Below are 22,444 nucleotides of genomic sequence, written 5' to 3'. Positions count from 1 at the left end.
ATGAGTGAAAAATCAAGTGTGAAGGGAAAGTTAAGAGTCCGACCAACCGCGAAGTTAGGGTAACAAAAAATGACTCAGCTTCGGAGGAGGTATCGCCCTGAGCCGCTTGAGACCTAAGCGATGCGATTTATTGACGTTCACCCAACCTGGGCCAATGGAGTGGTTTAAACTTGTTGGTTCCCACCTCACGTGCCCTGCCTTCTAGCCCTTAGAGCTCACGCCCATGACTAAAACCGGCATTCATGCACTGCTACTAACGTTGGTCGTATCAGTTTCCACGTATGCACAAGCGTGGAATCGAAAGCCGGTCCATCAGACTTTCTACAGCGAAGGTGCGTCTGCGGGCGACATCGACGGCGACGGTATCACGGACTTGGTCGCAGGCCCATTATGGTTTCGTGGTCCCAGCTTCGAAGAATCGTTTGAAATTGCACCCGCCCGCCAGTTCCCGATATCCAGCTACAGCGATCAATTCTTTAGCCACGTCTTTGACGCCAACGCTGATGGACATAACGATGTGCTCGTGATTGGGTTTCCTGGCCAAGCAGCACGACTGTATCTTAATCCTGGTCCTCAATCTCTCGACCAAGCTTGGGCATTACATGAAGTCGCGGATGTTGTTGACAATGAATCACCATCGATCGTCGACTTGGTTCCGGGCGGACTTCCCGAAATTGTTTGCGGTCGTGAATCTCGCTACGGATATTACGAAGCGGGTACTGACCCGACGTTGCCCTGGACATGGCACGGCATCACGCGAGCGGGAGCGTGCTCCGGTCGATTTGAGCATGGAATGGGTGTCGGTGATGTTAATTCCGACGGCCGCATGGACCTGCTCAATAAAACGTTTTGGTGGGAGCAACCTTCCGAGGCAAGTAGCGACGAACTTTGGCAGCCACATCGATGGGCACCTCAACCGGGATTGCCCGGCGGTGCACAGATCTGCGTTGATGACTTAGACGACGATGGCGATGCCGACATTGTTTCGTCGCTTTCAGCGCACGGTCACGGTCTAGCGTGGTTTGAACAAATCGGCGACGGTGAGTTTGTTCAGCACGACATCATGGGTGACTCCTCGACTGACAATGACTACGGAGTCGTCTTCAGCCAACTGCACGCGGTTGTGTTGGCTGACGTGAACTCCGATGGTCGCAAAGACATCGTCACCGGCAAGCGCTGGATGGCGCACAATGGTCACGATGTGGGCGGCTTACAAGAGCCGGTTCTGTACTGGTTCGAAAACGTCAAAGCGGACCAAACTCATTTTGTTCCGCATTTGATCGACAATGACTCGGGCGTGGGCACCGATATATTAGTCGCCGACCTGGACGGCGATCAAAGGCTTGACGTCGTTTCAGCCAGCAAACGTGGGCTGACCGTTCATCTGCAAAACGATCTAGCCAGTCAAGCTGCACCCACGGCGTGGCGACAATCCGAAGGCCGCGATCAATCGAAGTACGCCAATGGTTTGTCGCCCGAACAAGCGGCCGAACAAATGTTGACTGATGACGGATTTACCGTAGATGTTGTTGCCGCCGAGCCCGAATTAACTCAGCCGATCGCGATGTGCTTTGATGCCCGCGGAAGAATTTGGGTTATCGAAGGGCACACCTATCCGACGAAGGCGCCAGAAGGCCAAGGTCGCGATCGCGTCATTATTCTTGAGGACACCGATTCCGATGGCGCGTTCGAAACCAAGACCACGTTTATCGAAGGCATTAATTTGGCAAGCGGCATCGAAGTTGGATTCGGCGGAGTATGGATCGGAGCTGCACCGGAGTTACTCTTCATCCCCGATGCCGATCACGATGGGAAACCGGATGGGCCGCCGCAAGTGCTGCTCAATGGGTGGGGCTATCAGGACACGCACGAAACACTTAATAGTTTTACATGGGGTCCCGATGGTTGGTTGTACGGATGCCATGGTGTGTTCACGCACAGCGAAGTCGGCAAACCGGGTTCACCACCGAGTGAACGCGTAAAGATGAACGCGGGAGTATGGCGGTATCATCCGACACAGCATCGCTTTGAAGTGTACGCGCACGGAACCAGCAACCCGTGGGGCGTCGACTTCAATGATCAAGGCGATTGGTTTATCAGCGCCTGTGTCATTCCGCATCTGTATCACATGATCCAAGGCGGGCGATACCAACGGCAAGGTGGCCAACACTTCAATGCAGCAACGTACGATGACATCAAGACGATCGCTGACCACGCTCACTTTGCTGGCCGCGTTTCCGAGCACGCGTATTGGGGCGACATGCCTATCGAACAGCGGTCCACGCCGCTCGACACGTCGGTGCTTGGCGGAGGCCATGCTCATTGCGGACTAGCGATCTATAACGCAGACGTGTTTCCGCTGAACTACCGCCAAAACCTATTCTTTCACAACTTACACGGCCATCGTGTTGTGCAAGAGACTCTCGTTCGTGACGGTTCAGGCTATGTGGGACTTCACCAACCCGATTTTGCCCTCGCGCGTGATCACAAACAGATCGGAGTTGGCATCATGGTCGGCCCCGATGGCGCGCTCTATACGTCAGATTGGTACGACATTCAAACCTGCCACAATCGCGATCAAGAGGTTTGGGATCGCACCGACGGTCGGTTGTACCGAATTCGATATGGCGACATTCGTCCGCAGTCGTTTGACTTGTGGAGCGAATCGACCGATCAACTAGTCGAGCGTCTACGCAGCAACAACGGATTTTTTGCTCGCCAAGCTCAACGAGTTCTTAGCGAACGAGCCGCTGCGAGTTTACTCGTCGACAGCGTTGCCGGCCAATTAGCAAGAATTATCGACGACTCGAGTTTGCCACGCGACCGCTTGCGAGCCGTATGGACCTACGCGGGCATCGGTGCCGCAAACGATCCGCAATTGATCGCTTGGATGAACGACCGGGATCCGTATGTACGGGGCTGGGCAGTTCAATTGGCTGGCGAAGCGATGAAACCGTTGTTGTCACCACTACTCGACGAAGTAGCGAAACTTAGCAAATCTGACAAAAGCCTAGTCGTTCAGCGATACATCGTATCCCTATTGCAGCGGATACCAGTCTCGCAGAGGTGGCAGATCGTGAAACCGTTGCTTGCCAACGGCATCAATCCGAACGACCGTAATTTACCTTTCTTGGTCTGGTACGCACTAGAACCCATGGCTGTCGAGGATCCTGCACGTGCAATGGAATTGGCCGAGACCTCAGGATTACCGAGTTTGTTTCGGTTCGCGGTGCGGCGGGTTGTCGGAAGCCGAGTAGGTCGCGATACGCTGATGAGCTGGTTGAGCGAAACGAAGTCGACAGCCACTCGTGCACTCGTCTTAACCGAATTAATCGACGATGCGAAACGCCGCGGAGGTGTGACAATGCCTGATCGTTGGCCGGAAAGAATGAAACAACTTTCACTGGTCCACGAACAGGGTATTTCAAACCTCGCGCGCGAACTTGCAATCCAGTATGGCGACGAGTCGGTGTTTCCGTATCTGCGGGAACGCTTGGCCGATCGCTCATTGCCCAAATCGGAACGTCTTTCCGCACTTTCATCGCTACGATCCGCCGGTGACGCGATGTTGCCCAAGCAAGTGTTCGCTCTCTTGGACGATGCCTCGGTTTCAACGGAAGCGGTCGCTGCACTAGCAAGCTTCGACGACCCAGCAATTGCGGACAAGTTGCTGCAGTCTTTCCCGCATCTAACCCCTGCCGCAAAACTTGCTGCGATGAACTGGCTGTCATCGCGGAAAGCAACCACTGAGCGACTCGTCCATGCGATGGAGTCGCAAGTTATCGAACCGAAATCCGTTCCTGCATACATCGTTCGGCAAGCGGTTTCATGGGGTGATCCCGACTTGCTAGTTCGAATCGAAAGAAGCTGGGGACGCATTGCCTCGTCGAGTCAAGAAAAGCAATCCGCATACAAAAAGTATCGAAGCGTCCTGACGCCACCAATGATTGCCAAAGCAAACGCCTCGGCAGGCCGATCCATCTTCGAAGCTAACTGCGGAACATGCCATCGGTTGTTCGGCGAAGGGGGCATGATTGGTCCCGACATCACCGGTGCCAACCGGACAAGTGTTGACTATTGGCTCGAGAATATTCTGGAACCGAACGCGTTGATTGGACGTGCCTATCAAATGACGAAATTCTTGACCACGGACGGACGCGTGATCGCAGGAATCGTTAACGAGGAAAATGAAGATGCCATCACGGTACAAACGGCAACCGAAAAGATCGTGTTGCCCGTTGATGAAATCGAAGAACGATCGTTGTCTGAAGTTTCGATGATGCCCGAGGGTCAGCTCCAACCCATGAGTGACGACCAAGTCCGTAGTCTTTTCAAGTACTTGATGTCGCCCCATCAAGTTAAGCGGCCAAACGATCACCCAACTTCCGCATCACGCCCAAAAAACCCGAATACTACGATTGTGGAAGCCGAAACCATTAAGAATGTCGAGGCGAGCGGCGGCCAAGTTCGCTCACAAGCAATGAAACACTTCGGTAACGATTGGTCGGGCGATCAACAACTTTGGTGGACCGGTGCCGACCCGTCTCAAACGCTCACGCTGAACGTCGTAGTGCCAACTTCCGACGGCAATTTCGATGTCTCGATTTTCTTCACCCAAGCGCGAGACTACGCGATCATTTCCGTTGGGCTCGATGATCAGGAAGTTAAGCAGCAAGACTTTTACTCTGGCGAGGTCACGATGGGTCCCCCGATGACATTTGCAGATGTCTCGATTAGCTCGGAACGCTTACTACCACTGAAAATCACGATCGTTGGAAAGAATGATCAAGCAGTCGCTGGCTACATGGTGGGAATCGACCGGATCGAGTTCACGCCTTCGCAAACTTCGAATTAGATGCAATCGATCGTCGAGCCATCGTGGTCCGCATGCATAAATTGCAGATCAAGCTTCGCATAAGAACCATCAAGTTCAGCTATGAATCGATTTGTGATTTTCTTGCGCTACCGAAGTAGCAAGATGGGCTCTAGTGGAACAACGGTTCTGTTGTCGCTAGCGAGTTACAGTCATGTCGAAACGCATCTCTTACAGCCTTCTCGATCCCTGGATCGGCCCACTTTTTAAGAAGCTATATCCTCGATTGTCTATTCCAGCATGGTTTCCGCCCGAAGGAATCGTTTTGATTGGCCATCTTAGCGCCATCGCCGGGGCGATTGGCTTTGCGTTCGCACTACAGTTCTGGTGGTGCGGGATCCTGGGATCGATCGGCGTGGTTGGCAATCACTTGGCTGACTGTATCGACGGCACTCACGCACGCGAAACGGGACAATGCCGCAACGGTGGCGAACTGCTCGATCATTTCACGGATCCGCTTTCGTTCGCTTACTGGCTTATCGGGATCGGTGTCGCCATCAACCGTTTGGACCTCGCCATCGTTGCGGTGGTTTGTTTGTTCGCGACCGCTGTGCTAACCAATATTAAGGCGAAGCTTATCGGTGAATTCACGCTCGCGAAGTTCGGGCCGACGGAGTTCAAGACGCTGCTAGCAGTTTTTGGGTCATCGTTGAGTGTTGCAATGGGCGTTCCTGCGCTGTCCTCAGCAGCAACCCCCTTTGCGACCACTTGCTATGTGGTCTTGATTCTTGGTGGATTGGTTCAGCTAACGACGAACCTTGTTCTAGCTGTCCAAGAAGTGAACCGTTCAAATGCGAAACCCGATACCTCGGAATGGATAACAACGCGAACCCATCATTCACCCAGAATCCGTTAGACTCGTTCGCGATCACCAGCACGATACTTTGAAGCCGAAAGATCGTCGCGGTTGCCGGAGTTCGATTTTAATTATGTACAAAGCGATAACAGCGACATGAACCGAGCGATATTTACAACAACCGCCACGCTAACCCTTTTCGTTTTGGCAAACTCTACATTCGCTCAAACATCCAATCCAAAGCCAAAGGATCAAGCAGCGAAGCCTGCAAAACCATTTGCATGGTCATCGCCACCGGCAAGATCACAATCAAAGAACAAATCGTTAGCCAAGACGTTGAGGCACGCCACCTTCACAAGTGCGTCGATGGGATTTGATGTCGGGTACTACGTTTATCTTCCGCCCGGCTACGATACGTCAGAAGATCGCTATCCCGTCGTTTATCACCTTCACGGCGGTCGTCCCGGTGGAGAGAACAAGGCTATCCGATTGTCTCGCTTTATCGACGCAGCCATTCAAAAGGGAACCATCAAACCAACAATCTATGTTTTTCCCAACGGTGGCCCAATTAGTTGGTACGACATGCCAGAGTTGGAACATGGCATGGGTGAGTCCGTGTTTATCGACGAACTCATTCCGCACATCGATTCAACGTATCGAACGTGGGGCACCCGCGAAGGACGGGCGCTGGAAGGCTACTCGCAAGGCGGACGCGGTGTAACGCGTATCATGTTCAAACATCCCGACTTGTTTCTTTCGGTCGCACCCGGCGGATCGGGTTACGGTCCAGAAAAGAGAATCCAGGAAAACAATGGCTACGAGTCTGAGAAATTGCGTTTCATGCCACTCGGGTACAACGCCTGGGATTTAGCCAAAGTGTATTCCTCTCGATCCGATAAGCCCGACCTAAGCATTTTGGTTTGGGACGGAACAAAGTGCTTCAACTACGAATTCAATCTGAAGTATTCCGCATACCTCAACGAACTTGGTATCTCGCACGAATTCTTATCGATCCCAAACGTCTCGCACACCGCCGCCGGTAGCTACGAAGTTGAGGGAGATAGAATCATGCAACATCACCAACGGACGTTTGACATCTATCGACCGCGTTAAACAGTGCTTCCGCAGGGAACTTTCTGCAGGGGACGTCGTTCTGCAGGTTACTTCGTTCCGAGTGGTGATGTTGGTTCGGTACTCTTTTATTCGGCTGAGATTCTACTTCGCTGCGGGATTGCGAAGATCGAGGATGCCAGCATCAAAGCTGTCCTCGGCATCGACGTCCCACACAATTCCTGATTCGCCCTTGGTCGCGTACCGCCCCTCTAATTGGTCGCCGGTCCATGATCGCGAAAGAGGATCGAAATCGCTCCAGGTGCATGTGACTTCGTAGCGCCCTGGCAACGCTCCATCGCCTAGCTCATGAGTCGATATGGTTAGCCTTCCATCGGGCCCGCTGACGCCATTGGATAAGGAAGTGCCTTGCGAATCCGAATAAAGTCGGACCACAACACCCTCAGCGGGCGCCCCATCCACATGAACGGTTCCTGTAATCTTGACGTAGTCACCATTCCGTTTCGGGCTACCACATCCGATCGTTAGAACCGCAAGAGTCATAACGAACATCGGCATACGCCGCCCCATCATGGTTGCCCTATTGTGAAGCAATGGTTTCGCCCCCGCGACGTGTTACATGCGATGCAAACAATCGAGCATCAACTTCCGAATTAAAGAACTGAACCGAACCATCCGCCATCACAAAGTGGCACCCACCGACGTGAAAGCTGTGAAACCCAAAACCGCGGGCGTTTGTGCAATTGACTGCGCACGGGCCACCTTGAGGCGGCCAACCGATTCCACCTTTGAGCGAACCTTGAATCCAATGTTCGCCGTTAAGTAGGTCTCCCCAACCTCCACCATCAAGTTCGCTCAAGAACATGGTCGCTACCGGATCATATTGGTTGCCGTTGTAAATCTGGTTTCCCCCGGTACGTTCGCCCACCAAGAATGTGTGGGAAAGACCATCGAGGATGTCACGAAAGTGTCCATCGTTGTCGCCTCCAAAGATTTCGCTGACAACCTGCAGTGCTCCTTCGCGATTACTTGCCAGTTGAGAGCCAAACGCATGATTGGCGATCAAACCTCGCACGCCTGTCGTCGGACTGAAATCCGATGGAGCCAAATTGGTTGCCGTGAATGGCAGGCCAGCCTGTGTCGCATCGAATCGATAACGGCGAGTTTCTGGTTCGCCCGGTGCCGAAGGACAGGTAAAAACACCAATGGGTTGCTGCAATGCAGCCACACTCGACGGACTGGTTTGGTCCGCCTTCAAGCGACTTTGGTCAATCCGAAGCCAAACCATGTCCAGTTCAAGGAATGGCAAGAGATCCATGGACCAGTTGCTGCCGTTGAAAGATCGTGAAGGAGGCGTCTCGAGCCACCAAGCTCGCGGAAGTTGTTTGTATGCGGAGTGATAGTTGTGAAAGGCCAGCCCAATCTGCCGAGATCGATTGCTGCAGTCCATCCGTCGGGCAGCCTCGCGAGCGGCTTGCACGGCGGGCAATAGTAAACCGACCAGAATTCCGATGACTGTGATCGTCACCAACAATTCGACAATCGTGAATCCGCGATCACGACGTTGTCGAAAGGAATTTGCATCACCCATTTCCAATCACCTTCTACGAGCATCGATCATCAATCACGTTCAAAGCTGCTAAAGTTGCGTTCCAAGCCCAGCCGTGACTTAGCGACTTTAACCGGCAAGGAAGCACTTGGGAAATGCACTCACCATTCAAGATGCAGTCCATCCCCCAAAATGATGGCTTGCGAAAAAACAATGTCGCTTAGATAGAGAGACGGATGCCGATGGGCGATTCGCCAATAATCTATCGAAAATTCGACAATGTTTTTGATGGCTCGAGCACTATGTTGCCTAGAAGACCGTTGAAAGTTTGATTGTAAGTAAGATCATTCCGATGATGAGATCATTGAACGTCGGCCATTGACGACTCATTCGAGTTTTCAGGGGCGTGGTCCGCTGAAGCACGGCACTTCGAGGCACGGTAGAAAGATTCTCGTGAACACTCACTCCAATGACCCCACCGAGCCATCCAAAACAGCCAGCGAATCCTCGATGCCATTCTTTGCTGATGGCGAATACTCCACCGAGGATTTTTGTTGGGAACAGTGTGGTCAATTCGTTATGAAGATCGTGGACAACCGATTGCCCAGATCCATCCGCCGTCATCTGGGCGTTTCCGACGTGGTGCAAAGTGTGTTGTGCCTAGTTCAAGCTAAACGAAGCCAGTTTCGTGGCAACACCCAAGCAGAGTTCCGTAGCTGGGTCATGCGAATTGCCGAACGAAAGGTTGTCGACAGCATTCGGCGACATCGTCGTAGCATGGTTTCTCTTGACGACCACGAAGGCAAGGCCTACCCGTTACCGACCTCTGGTGCTACGAATGGAATTGCACCGAGCGAGCAAATTGAAGCTCAAGAACAGGTACATCAAATGCTTGCAGAATTAGGCGGTTTGCCTGAACAACTACGTCAGATCGTCGAGTTGCGTTACCTCAAAAACATGACGTTCGAACAGATCGCCGCAGAACTAGAGATCTCAACGACGACATGCCGTCGCCGCTGGATGCATGCGATTACCCGGATCAGTACTCAATTGAATTCTGATCGCCCATGAGTTTCCGAACGACTCAATCCAATACTTCATACCGGCGGTTGATTGAGAAAGCGACTGCCTATGATGATCACCTGGCGTCCGAACAGGATGGTCCCAGCAATGCGAATTCGCTCGACCCAAAGTTAGTAGAGACAATCAAATTGCTGCATGCTCTTTTTAAAGAGCGTAGTCTCGATGACGCCACCGTAAGCATTTCCTGCGACGCAAAGGATCCTGCCGATGGTGCCATGCCCGAGCAAATCGAGCGATTCGCAATCCGGGGAATTTTAGGCAGCGGTGGCTTCGCAACGGTTTATCGAGGTTTCGATGAAGTGCTGCAGCGTGATGTTGCGATCAAAGCACTGCGTAGGAATTCGTCGCCGAATCTACCCGATGAACAACGGTTGCGTGAAGCTCGCGCGGTCGCCAGATTGAGCCATCCTAACTTAGTACCTATCTACGAAGTCTTAGACATCGATGGAAGGTTGTATTTGGTTGCCGAGTTCTGCGATGGCCCGACCTTGGCGTCGTGGCTTCGGGACAATGCTGACCGTCTTTCGGTAGCTGATTCCGTCGAGATCATGGTGCGTTTGGCAAGTGCGATCGAGCATGCTCATGGTCGGTCACTTGTGCATCGCGATATCAAACCGGCCAACATTATCCTGGCTATGACCACGAACGATTCCAAGTTGCCGTTTGAACCTAGATTGACCGATTTCGGTTTGGTTCGCGATCTCAGTCAGACGATCGACGAACAGACGGCTAGGCGCTTGGTGGGTACGTTCCAGTACATGGCACCCGAGCAGTTTCTCCATTCGCAGTTGGACCACAACGAAGCCTGTGATCAATACGCGTTGGGCGTGCTGTTTTATCGCTTGCTCACCGGTCGTCTTCCTCATGCCGAAAAGTCCGGCATCGAGATGGTGGAAGCCGTCTGTACTGGTCCACCAGCAAAATTGCGAAGCGTCAAGGCGTCGGTTCCTCTCGACGCTGAAGCTATTTGCCTACGATGTCTCGAGCTCGAACCTGATCAACGCTATCCATCCGTTTCCCATCTGATTGATGACTTGCGGCGATTTCAACAGGGCCTTGAAGTGAAAGCAAGGCCACGCGGGATTATTGAACGGTCCTTGACCTTCGTTGGTGGACATCCCGTTGAGTCCGCCTTACTGACCTTGATGCTGATAGCGATCTCATCCACTGCAGTGATTTCGATGTCACACAATCGTGCGCTAAGAGAACAACAGCACGTGCTTCAGGTCGCTGTTTCGCGTGCGTTGGATGCCGAAGCTTTGGCCGAAGAATCTTTGGATGGTGAACGTCGACAGCGCGAGTTGGCTCTTGAAAGCCGGGCGAAAGCGAAACGAATTGCGATGCTTTCAGATATCAAGCTCGCACTTGCCTCGCTAAGTCGTGGCGATGCACCCGATGCCGCCGCTACCGTCAATCGTATCAAAGAGTATGTGGACTCCGACGCCGACAACGATTTTGCCGTCGCCATGCTTGGCAATCTCGTTGGCGAAGGAACGACTCAGTGGCCCGAGGGCCCCGCACCGGTTGCTGAAATTGCTCCGGTTAACAGCAAAGGTCAAACCTGCATCGGATACGTCGACGGAACCTTACGTATGGTCGATGACCAAAGCGGCAAAGTAGTTCGCGAACTGGTCATGCCCGAGGGCAAGAATATTTGCGCCTTGGCGGTCAGCGAGAATGCTGAACGAATTGCGGTCGGCTTATGCGATCAACCGGGCACTCGTAGTGTTTTCGCTGCCAACGAAGTTCACGTCTTTGAAAACAATGATGACAAACCAATCTTCACTCGTTGGGGGTTTCCCACCACGATTGAGTCGCTGACGTTTTTGGCGGATCCCGACCAGTTGGCAATCGGCTGTCGGTATAGCCCGGTCAGCCTAATATCATTGGCCGACCAGTCTTACAAGAAAGTCTTTCCCTCGCATCGACGTCACCGAGAGCTCCACACCTCGGTTGATGGATCGACGATCACATTCATCCACGAGGCCGATCTATTCTTGCAGTTCGATTCGGCTACCCATGAAGTTCTGCGCGAACTGAAAATTCAAAATCGCGCCATGAAATTGACGGACATGTGCTACAACATTCACCGCATTTCGGTTTCTCATGATCAACGCTATGTGGCGGTAACCGTTTCCTATTCGGATGGTGGTCGCGTGGTGGTTGCCGATTTATCGGCCGGCAGTCCGCATGAGTTTCCAGGATCATTCGATCCCGAATCGCAGCATCGTCGCGAAGTCATCTGGTCGATTCTCCTGGATTCATCGAGTTCGTATGCTGATTCCGTCGTTTTTTCAAAAGACAATTCCCAGTTGTTCATCGGTAGCGCAGCGGGTGACGTCATTTGTTACGACATGGTCGACATCCTGGCGGCTAGCCAAAATGTGCCGCCAACGGAACCGACTTGCTCGGATCGCCGCGTTATCCATCAAGGTCCCGTGAATCAACTCGCGGTCGATTCACTTGGCCGCATCATTTCCGGTGGCGAAGATGGGCGAGTCACTGTTCTAGATCGCTCGACTATTGACCGATCGATCCAGTCGGTTCCGCCAGCGGCAACGATCGTTCGTCATGGTAAAGAAACGATCGTTAGTGGTCACACCGACGGTAGCGTTAGGTTGTCCAATGCGTTCACAGGACATTCCGAAATCATTGTTTCCGCCGGAAAATCCACTGTATCGGAACTATGTCTCGACCCGCACGGACGAGTGTTGGTCATCGGTCGAGTTAACGGCTCGGTGGATTTCCTAGACTTTGATTCGCGAAAGATATTCCACCGCATTCCCCATGTCGTCGACGAGAATTCAACGCGAAATTCTGTTGACTTCATCACGATGAATAGCGAAGGAACGGAGGTCGCGATATGTGTGGCTGGATTCTCACTGCTTGTTCTCGAGCTTGGCAACAACGGCAACCAACCCTCTGTATCGCTCGTTTCCGAACATCAACTGACAAGTTCGGTTGATGCAGCGTGGTTTTCCGATTCCCAAGACCTCGTTTTGCTTGGTGACCTTGTGAAGCAATGGGTTCGATCCAAGGCGATTAGCCAAACCGTTGATTCCGGCATCGGTGGGCTAACCGCTGTGATCAAAGAACCAGTCGGCGATTCGGTCTACTCCGGTGCGAGGGATGGGCGGATTCGACGGCATGATTTAGCTGGAAAAGTAACGATGACTAGCGATCGTTGGCCGCGTCCTACGTTGCATGTTGGAATAGACAGCGCTATCACCGCGCTATCGGTCGATGCTACGGGTCGATATCTCGTTGCGGGAAACTACACCGGTCATCTTTCGCTTTGGGATGCAGAGACCTTGCAGTACCTCGGTCACATTCCCACGCATGACGAACAAGCACCGATACGTAGAATCGAGATTGCAGCAGACAACCAGTGGATTAGCTACCTCGAACGTCATGTCGAAGACCCAACGTCCCGACCCAAATCCCACCGCCCCAAACTGATACGGCTTGAATAACTCGCTCGAACCGTCTTCGTAATGATAGGGATCAATCACACTATTTGCGATTTAACCCTTCGGCTTCGGCAATGAGAACTATCACGTTTGAACCGAGGCTCCTGCTTTAGACATTTCCTGGACGGCTAGATCTATATCGCCGGGTGTGAGTTCGACTCCGCGACAACCGTCTAGGTCGACGGTGACTTGATAGCCGAGGCTCAACGCGTCCAGGACGGTGAACTTAACGCAGTAGTCACTAGCAATACCCATGACATGCAGATGAATTGCACCTTGGGTTTGCAAGTAGTGATGCAGGCCGGTGGCCGCCCGACGGCCATTGTCGAAGAAGCCGCTGTAGCTGTCGATCTTTGGATCCGTGCCTTTGTGGATGATGTGATGTATATCGTCAACATTCAAAGCGGGATGAAAACTTGCCCCCATAGTGCTTTCGATGCAGTGATCGGGCCACGCGATCTGAGGCAACCCCGCAAGTTCGATGAGGTCGCCGACTTTGCAATCAGCATGTTGGCTAGCGAAACTACCGTGATTGGCGGGATGCCAGTCTTGAGTTGCCACGACAAGATCAACTCGTTTCATCATTGCGTTGGCGATCGGGATCACTTCGTCAGCGTCCGACACCGCGAGCGATCCGCCCGGCATGAAATCGTTCTGCAGGTCGATCAGTAGCAAAACGTTCATCGCGTTGCCGGTCCATGAATGACGGAAGTAGAATCGGCCTTAGCTTCCTCGATCAAACTTTGCTTGAGCTGCCAGAGTTGCGGTTCCAGTAAGACGTCAAATGCTCGGTCACAGCTTAGCTGACGAAAGGTAACTGGCAGTTTCCCGACTTGGTCGATCGCTGCCTGTCGAACCTGAATGAGACTTGGTTGGTTGCCCAACCGCGTTCCGTTTCGCATTACCGGAGACAAAAGTTCAACATGATGATCGGTTGGCGATTGATCACTGGATGATCCCATCAAGGTCACGCAACAAGCGTCATTTACGAACGGAATCGCGAGCGACGGATCATAGATCACATCGTGCGAAATCTGATCACCATGAAAGTAGCGTCGAACTTGCTGAACTCCCGGCGTCGACGTTTTGACTGCGTCTTGCGAGAGCTTGATACAGGGCTGCATTTTCCCTTGTCCGTCTTCGATAGACGCCAACTTGTAGACTCCGCCGAGGGCGCCTTGATCGCCTCCGGTCACCAATCGGGTCCCCACTCCCCAAAGCGAAATTTTCGCTCCCTCGTGCTTCAGCGTTTGGATCCTGTACTCATCTAAGTCATTGCTGGCCACAATTCTTGCGTCTTGAAAACCGCTCGCATCAAGCAGTTGCCGAGCTTGAATGCTCAGTGCGGCTAAGTCGCCCGAGTCCAACCGGACACCAACCATTCGACGCCCCAGCTTTTCGAGCTTGCGACCAATTTTGATGGCGTTGTGGACTCCAACGATCGTGTTGTACGTGTCCACAAGGAATACGCAGTTGTTGGGCATCGCCGCAGCGTAATGTTCGAAGGCTTCGAGTTCAGTGTCAAACGACATCACCCAGCTATGGGCATGAGTTCCACGTACAGGAATTCCATAGAGCTTTCCCGCTAGTACATTGCTGGTAGCGGCGCAGCCACCAATGTAGGCAGCCCGTGAGGCCGACAAACCGCCATCGACCCCTTGAGCTCGTCGAAGTCCAAACTCCAACACGTCTTCACCGCCTGCAGCGTGGCAGATCCTTGCTGCCTTGGTTGCAATCAGCGTCTGAAAGTTCACGATCGCCAACAAAGCCGTTTCGATCCACTGACACTGCCATAGCGGCCCCGATATCCGCATCAAGGGTTCGTGGGCGAACACAACGCTTCCCTCGTCCACCGCATCGACATCCACTTCCAATCGCATGTCACCAATCGCGTTCAAGAACGGTTGGTCAAAGAGTGGCTTTCCGTCGTTGCCGCTCAGCGTAGCGAGATAGGCGATGTCGCTGCTGGTGACTTGGAAGTTCGCAAGCCAATCGAGTGCTGGTCCGATCCCTGCAGCGACTGCAAACCCACCGCCGAATGGTGTTTTGCGAAAGAAGAGATGGAACACGCTGCGACGATTATGACGTGCCGACTTCCAATATCCGTATCCCATCGTCAATTGATAGAGATCGGTAAGGAGTGCACCGGTTGGCGTAGGCCCGGCTAGTCCATCGTCGTCCATGTCTTTCTTTCTTCAATGAGGAACTGCTAAGGATATCGACGCGTCGTCTGTGGTGCAGGTTCAACAAACCAACAAAAAAGCCGAAGCAGATTGCCTGCCTCGGCTTGGTGAGTTAGTTGAGCATTACTGCACACAACCTTGATGCTTGATGGGAACCTTGCGGGTTGTGCCGCAGGAGCAAGACCGCCTAGGCACCCAATTCGACATCGATCTTGGCTTCATCGGCAGCGTCACGAAGTTTTGACAACGCACGAGCTTCAAGTTGACGGATACGTTCTTTGGTGACACCCATTTCTTCGCCAACTTCCTTCAACGTCAAAGGTTCCTTATCTCGACCCAAACCGAACCGAGCCACGATAATCTTTTGTTCGCGATCATCTAAGCGGTTGAGGATCTTCGACAGTTCACGTTGACGAGTCTTTTGAACCGTTTCTTCGATGTACGGATCCAAACGGTTGTCTTGACGCGAAACAAAGAGTTCCTCAGTAGTGGTGCGGAAACGATCGCGATGCTTGAACTCGCTGGGAATGGTGCGAGCAAAGTTCTTCATAATTGCCCATGAAGCATAGGTACTGAACTTGTTACCACGCGAGTAGTCAAACTTCTCAGCCGCCCGGATGAGCGACATGTTGCCATCGCTAATGAGAGCGAAGAAATCGTCACTACTCTTGACGTGCCGTTTGGCGATCGAAACCACCAATCGCAAGTTGCTTTGCACAATCTTGTTCTTAACTAGCACGGCTTGCTCGTACAAACCATCAATTTGGTTCATCAAAGACGAACGATCCGCATCGGCCGAATCAAGTTGCTCACGAAGTCGGCTAGCACAATGCTTCAAGTAATTCATCTTGCGGAACAGATGGTATTCCTGTTCACGAGTCAGCAGCGCGACGTCGTAGAGGGCAGCGAGGTAACTCGGCAAACCGGCTGGCGTGCGAGTTTTCCGAGGGGCCTTAGCCGGTTCCGGCAACTCGCCAAGAAATTCATCTTTGCGAGCAGCGACTTCGAACTCTTCGTTGTAGATGTAATCGAGTGGCAATTCCATTACTTGCTCGATGCGCATATCCAGCAGGATGCGATGGATGCTTGTTCGAGTTCGCTTGAACCGTTTGCACAAGCTCGAAACCGTGTGTCCATGCGTATGCAGCTTGAAGATCGCTCGCTTGTCGTCATCGGTAAGTGCGCCTCGATGATCAGGGAAGATCGCGACCGACTGGTGAACGGAATCAAAGTTCTTCAGCGTGTAACGAATCGTCTCTGGACTGCGTCCCATTTGGGCAGCCAGTTCACGGGTGACTTCGGCAAGACTCGCCCCGCCTTCAACCATTTGGCGGGCTCGTTCAATCATCTCACCTTTTTCTTCATCGGTAAGCTGGCTGAAGCGTTCGCCTCGGCGGATCTTGTCGCGGTTTTCAGCGGCAAATCGCTCAACGCTTGAATGCAAGAAACCCACTCGCTTGCGACCACCGAAAAGAAACCGACGAGAAACCAAGCCAGCATCACGCCATCGTGAAATCGTCTTGGTCGATACACGGAAGGACTTGCTTAGATCCTCCATCGTATGAACTTGCTCTGGAATTTCTTCGATCGCGATATCGGCTGAATCGCTAAGGTCTTCAATGAGCAATCGCAGGTCATGCTTGACGTCCACACCAGCGATGTTTGACCGACTCGATTGCTCGCGTCGATAGTTGGTAACACGGAAACAGACGTAATCAAGTGCGTAGGACCGATGGGTGTCGATCTCGTGATAGAGATTCTCAGCTAAGTCTGCTTGTTCAATCTTCTTGCCCTTGGGGGCAAAGCGTGTGAGTTGATCGCGAAGTTCCTTCAGTTGTCCGTTACGATAATCTTCGTGCATCACCAGTTACTCCCTGTGTTGGTACTCGTAGTCGTTTTATTGTCCCTGCGGCCCCGGCGGATCGCACAACTCTCGTACCGAATTAATTTCCCGGTTGTCGCCCATTCCGTAAGCGACCTTGGTGGGACACGGAAAGTATCGAAGGGAAGTGTGACAAGATTGGTCACACTTGATTCCCTGTTCAACTTGCCGTGGTTATCTACACATTGGTCCTGCCGAACTCCTTGCCTGCACTTCCATTGTGTACTACGCGTAAAACATCCGCGTGAACATCCTTCTGACCAGCTAAATTTTACCGAAGTTCGCAGTTTTTTATCATTTGAACTGGGACAATCAATCTTCATCGAAGTTGCGCCCCAGTTTGCCATCATGTGAAATAGGATGCGAACGTTGGGAATTCCCAACTGACCAGTGACGACTAGAGGAAATTCCGGACCAAAACCATTCATTTTTCGGTGAATCTAATCCGCCAAATCGCTAACTCGTTTGCGAACAACAAGTTACTGCTTCGCAAAGGTTTTCAATCTTCCCTCGGCTTTAGCCTGTGCCGGTGAGACACTTGTAAATCCTTCCTGACTTTGAAGGTTATACCGTCGCGTCCTGAGAACGCTTGCCATTGTCCAAGGCACACATAGCTAGCGTAGTGCCAGTTTCACAGGCAGCTTGTTTCACGACTACGGTGCAGTCTCCGATCGTAGGAATTCTGACGAATTTACGCTGAATCCGATCGGGTGTAGGAGTCGATCAAAGACGAAGGTGGACCCACGGCTTTAGGGTCCATGCTTTTTCACCTGATGATTCGCCACAGGATTCGGATTCAAAATGTCTGCACGGAAACCGTCTAACCACACGACCACCCGCACCAAAACGCTTGCTGCCAAGACCCCAAAAGCAGACCGCCGTCAATTCTTGATCGCCGCTGTGATCGCGAGTGCAGGAATCATCGCGCAAGAAGCAACGGCTGACACTCGCGATGGGGTCGAGCTAAAGCCCAATCCAAAGCACCAGTTGTTTCGCGTACGCGTTGAGCTGGACGTGAAAGGCAACGTCGACATCGCAAGCAATCCGCTGGTGTCGCGTAAAATTAGCGCGAAGTTGCCCATCACGAGCAACGCGACCTTCGACTACGAAGAACGTTTTCGTTTTGCGGATGATCAAGGCAGCAAGTATTCCGCTGGTGACTACGTTACCTGTGCCGAGCGTTATTACCACAAGGCGTCGGTCGAAAGCTCGTTAAACAAGACGACGTTTAAATCCGAGTTGCGGGAATCGGTTCGGCAGGCGATCGTTCGTCGCGAAACGATGCCTGAGGTTATTTATTCGGTCGACGACTATTTCACTCGCGACGAACTAGACCTGTTGCGATTACCAGCCTCAAGCGTCGGGCTGGATAGCCTGTTGCCGAGCGAGAAGGTCACCATCGGTTCGAAATATCGTCCTGATCGCGAATCGCTCGCCTCGGTGCTGAATTTGACGTCGGCGGATGTTAGTGACATCGAAGCCGAAGTGGTTTCGTTGGATGAGAGTGAAGCGAAGATTCAATTCAAAGGCCAAATTGATGGCAGTGTGGATGGTGTTCCCACCGTGGTTCGCGCGGTCGGCAAGCTGACGTTTGATCGTCAATTGGGCACCTGCACATGGCTTGCGATGGCGCTACATGAAACGCGCGACATCGGGATTGCCGAACCCGGCTTTGACGTCGCCGCCACCATCCGCTTGTTGCGTAAACCGACAACGATGTCAATGGGACTTAGCCAAGATCTTGAGGACGTCGACGTGATGGGCGACATCCCCGCAGACCGAATGTTCGTTGATTTGCAGAGCGACTACATCGGCTTTGCTACCTTGATGAATCGCCAGTGGCGAATGATGACGGATGTACCGGGCGCGGCGATGATGCGGATGACCCGTGATGACCGCAGTGTGGCTCAGTGCGATTTCCGACCTCTTCCCTCCTTAGAGGCGGGCAAGCAATGGACGCTAGAGGCCTTTGCAGAGGACGTCAAACGGACTCTTGGCGACCAACTGGTGGAGATCGTCGAGGCTGAGGAACGCGTCTCGGCCACTGATCTACGGGTCCTTCGCGTGTCGGCTACCGGGTCCGTCGAGGGTGTTCCGATTCAGTGGGTCTTGATGCACTTTTCAGATGATGCCGGGCGGCGAATGTTGGCGACATTCACCCTGGAAGAGGAAAACATGAAGCGATTTGCGGGCTCAGACCTGCAATTGGCCGACTCGATGCGTCTGATTGAGCGATCTGCCAAGGCCGCCAAGGAGGTCGCAGACGACGAATCTCAGCCAAAGTCCACGCGAATCGCCGACGCAATTTCTAACGATTCTCCAGGAAACGAAGTACAATCAGCGAGTGACCTCAAATAGGTTCCTCACTCGCTTGATTAGTATTGACGTCGAAACTCGATGGAAAATTTGATGCCCGTTCGCTCATCGTCTATGGCTCGCACCTTCACGCTGCTTGGTTTGATCGCCGCAATGGCACTCGCCAGCGGTGCGCAATCTCAAGGGCAAGATCCCGCTTCCAAGAGAGATCCATCGAGCGTCGAGGAAACTCGGTTTGCCCCCGGTGTGGTTCGCGTTATTCCGCCTTCGCCGGAACCGGACGAAACGTTTGACGGACCGCTGACGCTAAAGACCTTCCTGGATACCTATCCGGAAATCCAATTTGGTGGCGATACCCACGAAAACGGCGAACCCCATTTTGATCCTCGCTCACGAACGCTGGTGGAGATGGCGAAGCAGGTAATCTTGCGTCGCGAAATCTATTGCTTTGAATTTGCGTTCAAACCGCTGCGTCATGCCTTCATCGATGTTCCCGGGCCTAACGGACGGCTGCAACGGAAGTTGGTGTGGTACATGGTCTATCGAGTGCGATATCGAGGCGGTGACCTGCGTCCGGCAGCGGATACGGTTGCCGGGGTACAGATTTACAAACGCGTCGAGAAGGTTCGCTACGACAACCGACGATTCTTCCCCATGTTGGTGCTCAACAATAATGCCACCGGCAAGGAGTACCTTGATCGCATCTTGCCAACGGCAACTGCAAAGATCAGGGCTCGCGAACAGATTAGTGCGCCCCTGTACAACTCGGTTGAGATCACTCGGGTGCCAGTTCCGTACGCTGGCGATTCGGCTTCCGACGGTGTCTGGGGCGTCGCGACATGGGTAGACGTTGATCCAGACATGGACTTTGTATCTGTTGAAGTATCAGGTTTGACCAATGCCTTTCAACAGGATGGCGAAGGCGATGAAGCTCCCTATCGTCGCAAAATCCTGCAGCTCAACTTTTACCGACCAGGCGACAAGATCAACCAGACCGATGATGAGATTCGGTTCGGCGTTCCCGCTTACACCAATCCGACCGAGCAAAAGTACATCCTGGACCAGTATGGCCTTGATGAACGCCTCGATTATCGTTGGCTGTTTCGCTAGTCGATCTGCGGACCGTCGAATCCAGGTTCTGCTGAGCCAACCTCTAGAAAACTGCTGATCTCTGCTACAATAAGGAAACTCTGGCTGATCCGTTTGAGATGGCTGAATTTTGTTTCCTCGTTTCGTTGTTAGCGGTGTTCCCCAGCCATGTTTGTCGATCGAATCCAAATTGAATTGGTGGCTGGAAAAGGCGGCGATGGCTGCAGCAGCATGCGTCGCGAAAAGTACGTGCCCCGAGGTGGCCCCGATGGTGGCGACGGCGGGCATGGAGCAAGCATCATCCTAGAAGCCCAATTGGGCGTTAACAGTTTGGCCGCGTTTGCCAATCGCCGCGTCTATCGAGCCAAGAATGGCGGTCAGGGTCAAGGCTCGATGCGAACCGGGCAACGCGGTAAGGATCTACGAGTCCTGGTTCCGCCAGGCACCACGGTGATTGATGCCAAAGGTGGATTTGTCATTCGCGACTTGAAACAGCCGGGTGAGGAGTTCGTTATCGCCCGAGGTGGTAAAGGTGGTCGTGGAAACGCATCGTTTAAAAACAGCGCCAACCGAGCCCCACGCGAATGCACCCCCGGCGAGGAAGGCGAGGCTCGTGACGTGATTTTGGAGCTGAAATCCATCGCGGACGTTGGCTTGGTTGGAAAACCAAACGCTGGCAAGAGTACCTTGCTCGCCCGAATCAGCAGTGCTCGACCCGAAATCGCCGACTACCCATTCACCACCAAACATCCCAACCTTGGAATCGTCGATCTCGGCGAACGCTCTTTTGTGCTGGCGGATATTCCCGGGTTGATCGAAGGTGCAAGTGAAGGAGTCGGTCTGGGACACGAGTTCCTCAAGCACATCGAAAGAGCAGGATTGCTGGTTCACCTAATCGAACCTGAACCGACGGACGCCACAGACCCGATTGAAAACTACCGTGCTATTCGTGATGAGTTAAAGCAGTACGACGAACAATTGGCTCAGCGAGACGAGATGATTGTGGTCACTAAGTGCGAACACGAATCGGCATCGGACGTGCGAGCGGCCCTCGAAACCATTTCAGGACGACCGGTTTCGTTGATCAGTGCGGCAACGGGCGAAGGCATCGATGAACTCGTTGCCGAGATCATGGACGTTGTCGAAAAACGCCGCGAGTTGATGATCCAGGCTGGCGAGGAAGTCACACCTCTAAGGACATCCGATCTGAAGGCGAACATCGAAACCAAGACCAAGCGTCTTCCTCCTCACCTCAGCGGTCCAACGGCGGACATGTCCAACGATCGGCAAGCGAAGGACGTCCAACCGTGAGCAGCGGTGTTTGTACTGTTGCTGTTGATGTTGGAAACACTGCTGTAAAACTGGCGCTCCGTGAGGGTGACCAAGTGGTTGATCACACTATCAAACACGACCATTCCCATTGGCACCTCGAAGCCATTCATTGGGTGCAAACGGTCGTGGCCTGTCAAGAAACGCGTTGGCGGATATCAAGTGTGCATCGCCATGCAGCGGAAACTCTGATTGAGGCGATTGAGAATGAAGTGGATGCATCAACGATCGATTGCATCACGTTTGATGATGTTCCCATTGAGGTCGCAGTCGATTCACCTTCAAAGTTAGGCATCGATCGTCTCTTAAGTGCCTTTGCGGCAAGCCGCTTGGTTCCCCTTCAATCGCGAAGGTCGGGAATGGCTGTCGTTGATGCGGGTTCAGCGATTACGGTCGACTGGATCAACCACGCGGGCCACTTTTGCGGCGGTGCGATCCTGCCTGGATTGTCGTTGCAATCACGCGCTTTGGCGATGGGAACCGATGCATTGCCTGAAATCCTTTGGAATACCGACCGACCGCTCCGGTTGCCAGCAACGAACACTAACGATGCCATTCACGGCGGTATATTGATCGGAGTGGCCGGAGCTATCGACTCGCTTGTCAGTCGCTATTTCAGTGGCCAGGACGAGCCCCTTACGTCCCCAGGTATCGTGATTCTTACCGGTGGAGACGCGAACACGTTGTCGCCTCACTTGCAAAGCCCGCATCAAACTCACGCTCACTTGGTTTGCCGTGGTTTATTAGAATTGCCGGTAAGTCAGTAGCCCATCCCATCGTTTCGATTGTCATTCAGGACAACC

At 52.9% G+C, this 22,444-nt stretch carries 14 protein-coding genes; 9 read left to right on the top strand and 5 right to left on the bottom strand.

Annotated features, from left to right (window positions below):
- Positions 1–223 precede the first annotated feature (223 nt).
- From Pla22_RS05785 to Pla22_RS05775, 3 genes are all read left to right on the top strand, one after another.
- Positions 224–4,855, top strand: a complete 4,632-nt coding sequence (locus Pla22_RS05785) for a PVC-type heme-binding CxxCH protein (RefSeq protein ID WP_146513773.1) — start codon at positions 224–226, stop codon at positions 4,853–4,855.
- 172 nt (positions 4,856–5,027) lie between these two features.
- Positions 5,028–5,729: a CDP-alcohol phosphatidyltransferase family protein gene (locus Pla22_RS05780; protein ID WP_146513772.1), complete on the top strand. Its 702-nt coding sequence runs from the start codon at positions 5,028–5,030 to the stop codon at positions 5,727–5,729.
- Between the two features lie 306 nt (positions 5,730–6,035).
- Positions 6,036–6,782: an alpha/beta hydrolase gene (locus Pla22_RS05775; RefSeq protein ID WP_165440532.1), complete on the top strand. Its 747-nt coding sequence runs from the start codon at positions 6,036–6,038 to the stop codon at positions 6,780–6,782.
- A gap of 102 nt (positions 6,783–6,884) precedes the next feature.
- Here the strand turns inward: Pla22_RS05775 and Pla22_RS05770 are convergent, their stop codons facing one another.
- Entirely contained in the window at positions 6,885–7,298 is a 414-nt protein-coding gene (locus Pla22_RS05770) for a peptidase associated/transthyretin-like domain-containing protein (RefSeq protein WP_165440531.1), read from the bottom strand.
- A gap of 22 nt (positions 7,299–7,320) precedes the next feature.
- On the bottom strand, positions 7,321–8,331 hold the full coding sequence (locus tag Pla22_RS05765) for a DUF1559 domain-containing protein (protein ID WP_146513769.1): 1,011 nt from the start codon (positions 8,329–8,331) through the stop codon (positions 7,321–7,323).
- A 411-nt stretch (positions 8,332–8,742) separates the two neighbouring features.
- Here Pla22_RS05765 and Pla22_RS05760 point away from each other — a divergent pair, with 411 nt between their 5' ends.
- Together Pla22_RS05760 and Pla22_RS05755 are read left to right on the top strand one after the other, a co-directional pair.
- A complete protein-coding gene (locus Pla22_RS05760; protein ID WP_146513768.1) occupies positions 8,743–9,360 on the top strand; it encodes an RNA polymerase sigma factor in 618 nt (205 codons plus the stop codon).
- A complete protein-coding gene (locus Pla22_RS05755) occupies positions 9,357–12,845 on the top strand; it encodes a serine/threonine-protein kinase (protein WP_146513767.1) in 3,489 nt (1,162 codons plus the stop codon). The genes Pla22_RS05760 and Pla22_RS05755 overlap by 4 nt, the downstream gene beginning before the upstream one ends.
- Positions 12,846–12,926: 81 nt before the next feature.
- On the opposite strand, the gene pncA is transcribed toward Pla22_RS05755, so the two are convergent.
- From pncA to Pla22_RS05740, 3 genes are all read right to left on the bottom strand, one after another.
- Positions 12,927–13,526: a bifunctional nicotinamidase/pyrazinamidase gene (pncA, locus tag Pla22_RS05750; RefSeq protein WP_146513766.1), complete on the bottom strand. Its 600-nt coding sequence runs from the start codon at positions 13,524–13,526 to the stop codon at positions 12,927–12,929.
- On the bottom strand, positions 13,523–15,025 hold the full coding sequence (locus tag Pla22_RS05745) for a nicotinate phosphoribosyltransferase (protein ID WP_146513765.1): 1,503 nt from the start codon (positions 15,023–15,025) through the stop codon (positions 13,523–13,525). The genes pncA and Pla22_RS05745 overlap by 4 nt, the downstream gene beginning before the upstream one ends.
- Positions 15,026–15,212: 187 nt before the next feature.
- On the bottom strand, positions 15,213–16,886 hold the full coding sequence (locus tag Pla22_RS05740; protein WP_146515254.1) for a sigma-70 family RNA polymerase sigma factor: 1,674 nt from the start codon (positions 16,884–16,886) through the stop codon (positions 15,213–15,215).
- Positions 16,887–17,708: 822 nt separating this feature from the next.
- On the opposite strand from Pla22_RS05740, the gene Pla22_RS05735 reads away from it, so the two are divergent.
- The 4 genes from Pla22_RS05735 to Pla22_RS05720 all read left to right on the top strand — a co-directional run bounded on the left by Pla22_RS05735 (position 17,709) and on the right by Pla22_RS05720 (position 22,408).
- A complete protein-coding gene (locus tag Pla22_RS05735) occupies positions 17,709–19,265 on the top strand; it encodes a hypothetical protein (protein WP_146513764.1) in 1,557 nt (518 codons plus the stop codon).
- A gap of 51 nt (positions 19,266–19,316) precedes the next feature.
- The gene (locus Pla22_RS05730) at positions 19,317–20,333 is read left to right on the top strand and encodes a hypothetical protein (RefSeq protein WP_207310302.1); all 1,017 of its coding nucleotides are present in this window, start codon (positions 19,317–19,319) and stop codon (positions 20,331–20,333) included.
- A 147-nt stretch (positions 20,334–20,480) separates the two neighbouring features.
- Positions 20,481–21,623, top strand: a complete 1,143-nt coding sequence (gene obgE / locus Pla22_RS05725; RefSeq protein WP_146513763.1) for a GTPase ObgE — start codon at positions 20,481–20,483, stop codon at positions 21,621–21,623.
- Complete coding sequence (locus tag Pla22_RS05720) at positions 21,620–22,408, top strand: type III pantothenate kinase (RefSeq protein ID WP_165440530.1); 789 nt, start codon at positions 21,620–21,622, stop codon at positions 22,406–22,408. Before obgE ends, Pla22_RS05720 begins: the two co-directional genes overlap by 4 nt.
- Positions 22,409–22,444 lie beyond the last annotated feature (36 nt).

Origin of the sequence: Rubripirellula amarantea (assembly GCF_007859865.1) — a bacterium.
Taxonomy (GTDB): Bacteria; Planctomycetota; Planctomycetia; order Pirellulales; family Pirellulaceae; genus Rubripirellula; species Rubripirellula amarantea.
Note: the sequence above shows the minus strand (reverse complement) of the source record. Positions and strands in the feature narration are given on the sequence as shown.

What these genes read in the sequence shown, in the direction of transcription:
- Pla22_RS05785 (WP_146513773.1), top strand. Translation starts at nt 224, where the DNA reads ATGACTAAAACCGGCATTCATGCACTGCTACTAACGTTGGTCGTATCA.
- Pla22_RS05780 (WP_146513772.1), top strand. Translation starts at nt 5,028, where the DNA reads ATGTCGAAACGCATCTCTTACAGCCTTCTCGATCCCTGGATCGGCCCA.
- Pla22_RS05775 (WP_165440532.1), top strand. Translation starts at nt 6,036, where the DNA reads ATGGGATTTGATGTCGGGTACTACGTTTATCTTCCGCCCGGCTACGAT.
- Pla22_RS05770 (WP_165440531.1), bottom strand. Translation starts at nt 7,298, where the DNA reads ATGCCGATGTTCGTTATGACTCTTGCGGTTCTAACGATCGGATGTGGT.
- Pla22_RS05765 (WP_146513769.1), bottom strand. Translation starts at nt 8,331, where the DNA reads ATGGGTGATGCAAATTCCTTTCGACAACGTCGTGATCGCGGATTCACG.
- Pla22_RS05755 (WP_146513767.1), top strand. Translation starts at nt 9,357, where the DNA reads ATGAGTTTCCGAACGACTCAATCCAATACTTCATACCGGCGGTTGATT.
- pncA (WP_146513766.1), bottom strand. Translation starts at nt 13,526, where the DNA reads ATGAACGTTTTGCTACTGATCGACCTGCAGAACGATTTCATGCCGGGC.
- Pla22_RS05745 (WP_146513765.1), bottom strand. Translation starts at nt 15,025, where the DNA reads ATGGACGACGATGGACTAGCCGGGCCTACGCCAACCGGTGCACTCCTT.
- Pla22_RS05740 (WP_146515254.1), bottom strand. Translation starts at nt 16,886, where the DNA reads ATGCACGAAGATTATCGTAACGGACAACTGAAGGAACTTCGCGATCAA.
- Pla22_RS05735 (WP_146513764.1), top strand. Translation starts at nt 17,709, where the DNA reads ATGTCTGCACGGAAACCGTCTAACCACACGACCACCCGCACCAAAACG.
- Pla22_RS05730 (WP_207310302.1), top strand. Translation starts at nt 19,317, where the DNA reads ATGCCCGTTCGCTCATCGTCTATGGCTCGCACCTTCACGCTGCTTGGT.
- obgE (WP_146513763.1), top strand. Translation starts at nt 20,481, where the DNA reads ATGTTTGTCGATCGAATCCAAATTGAATTGGTGGCTGGAAAAGGCGGC.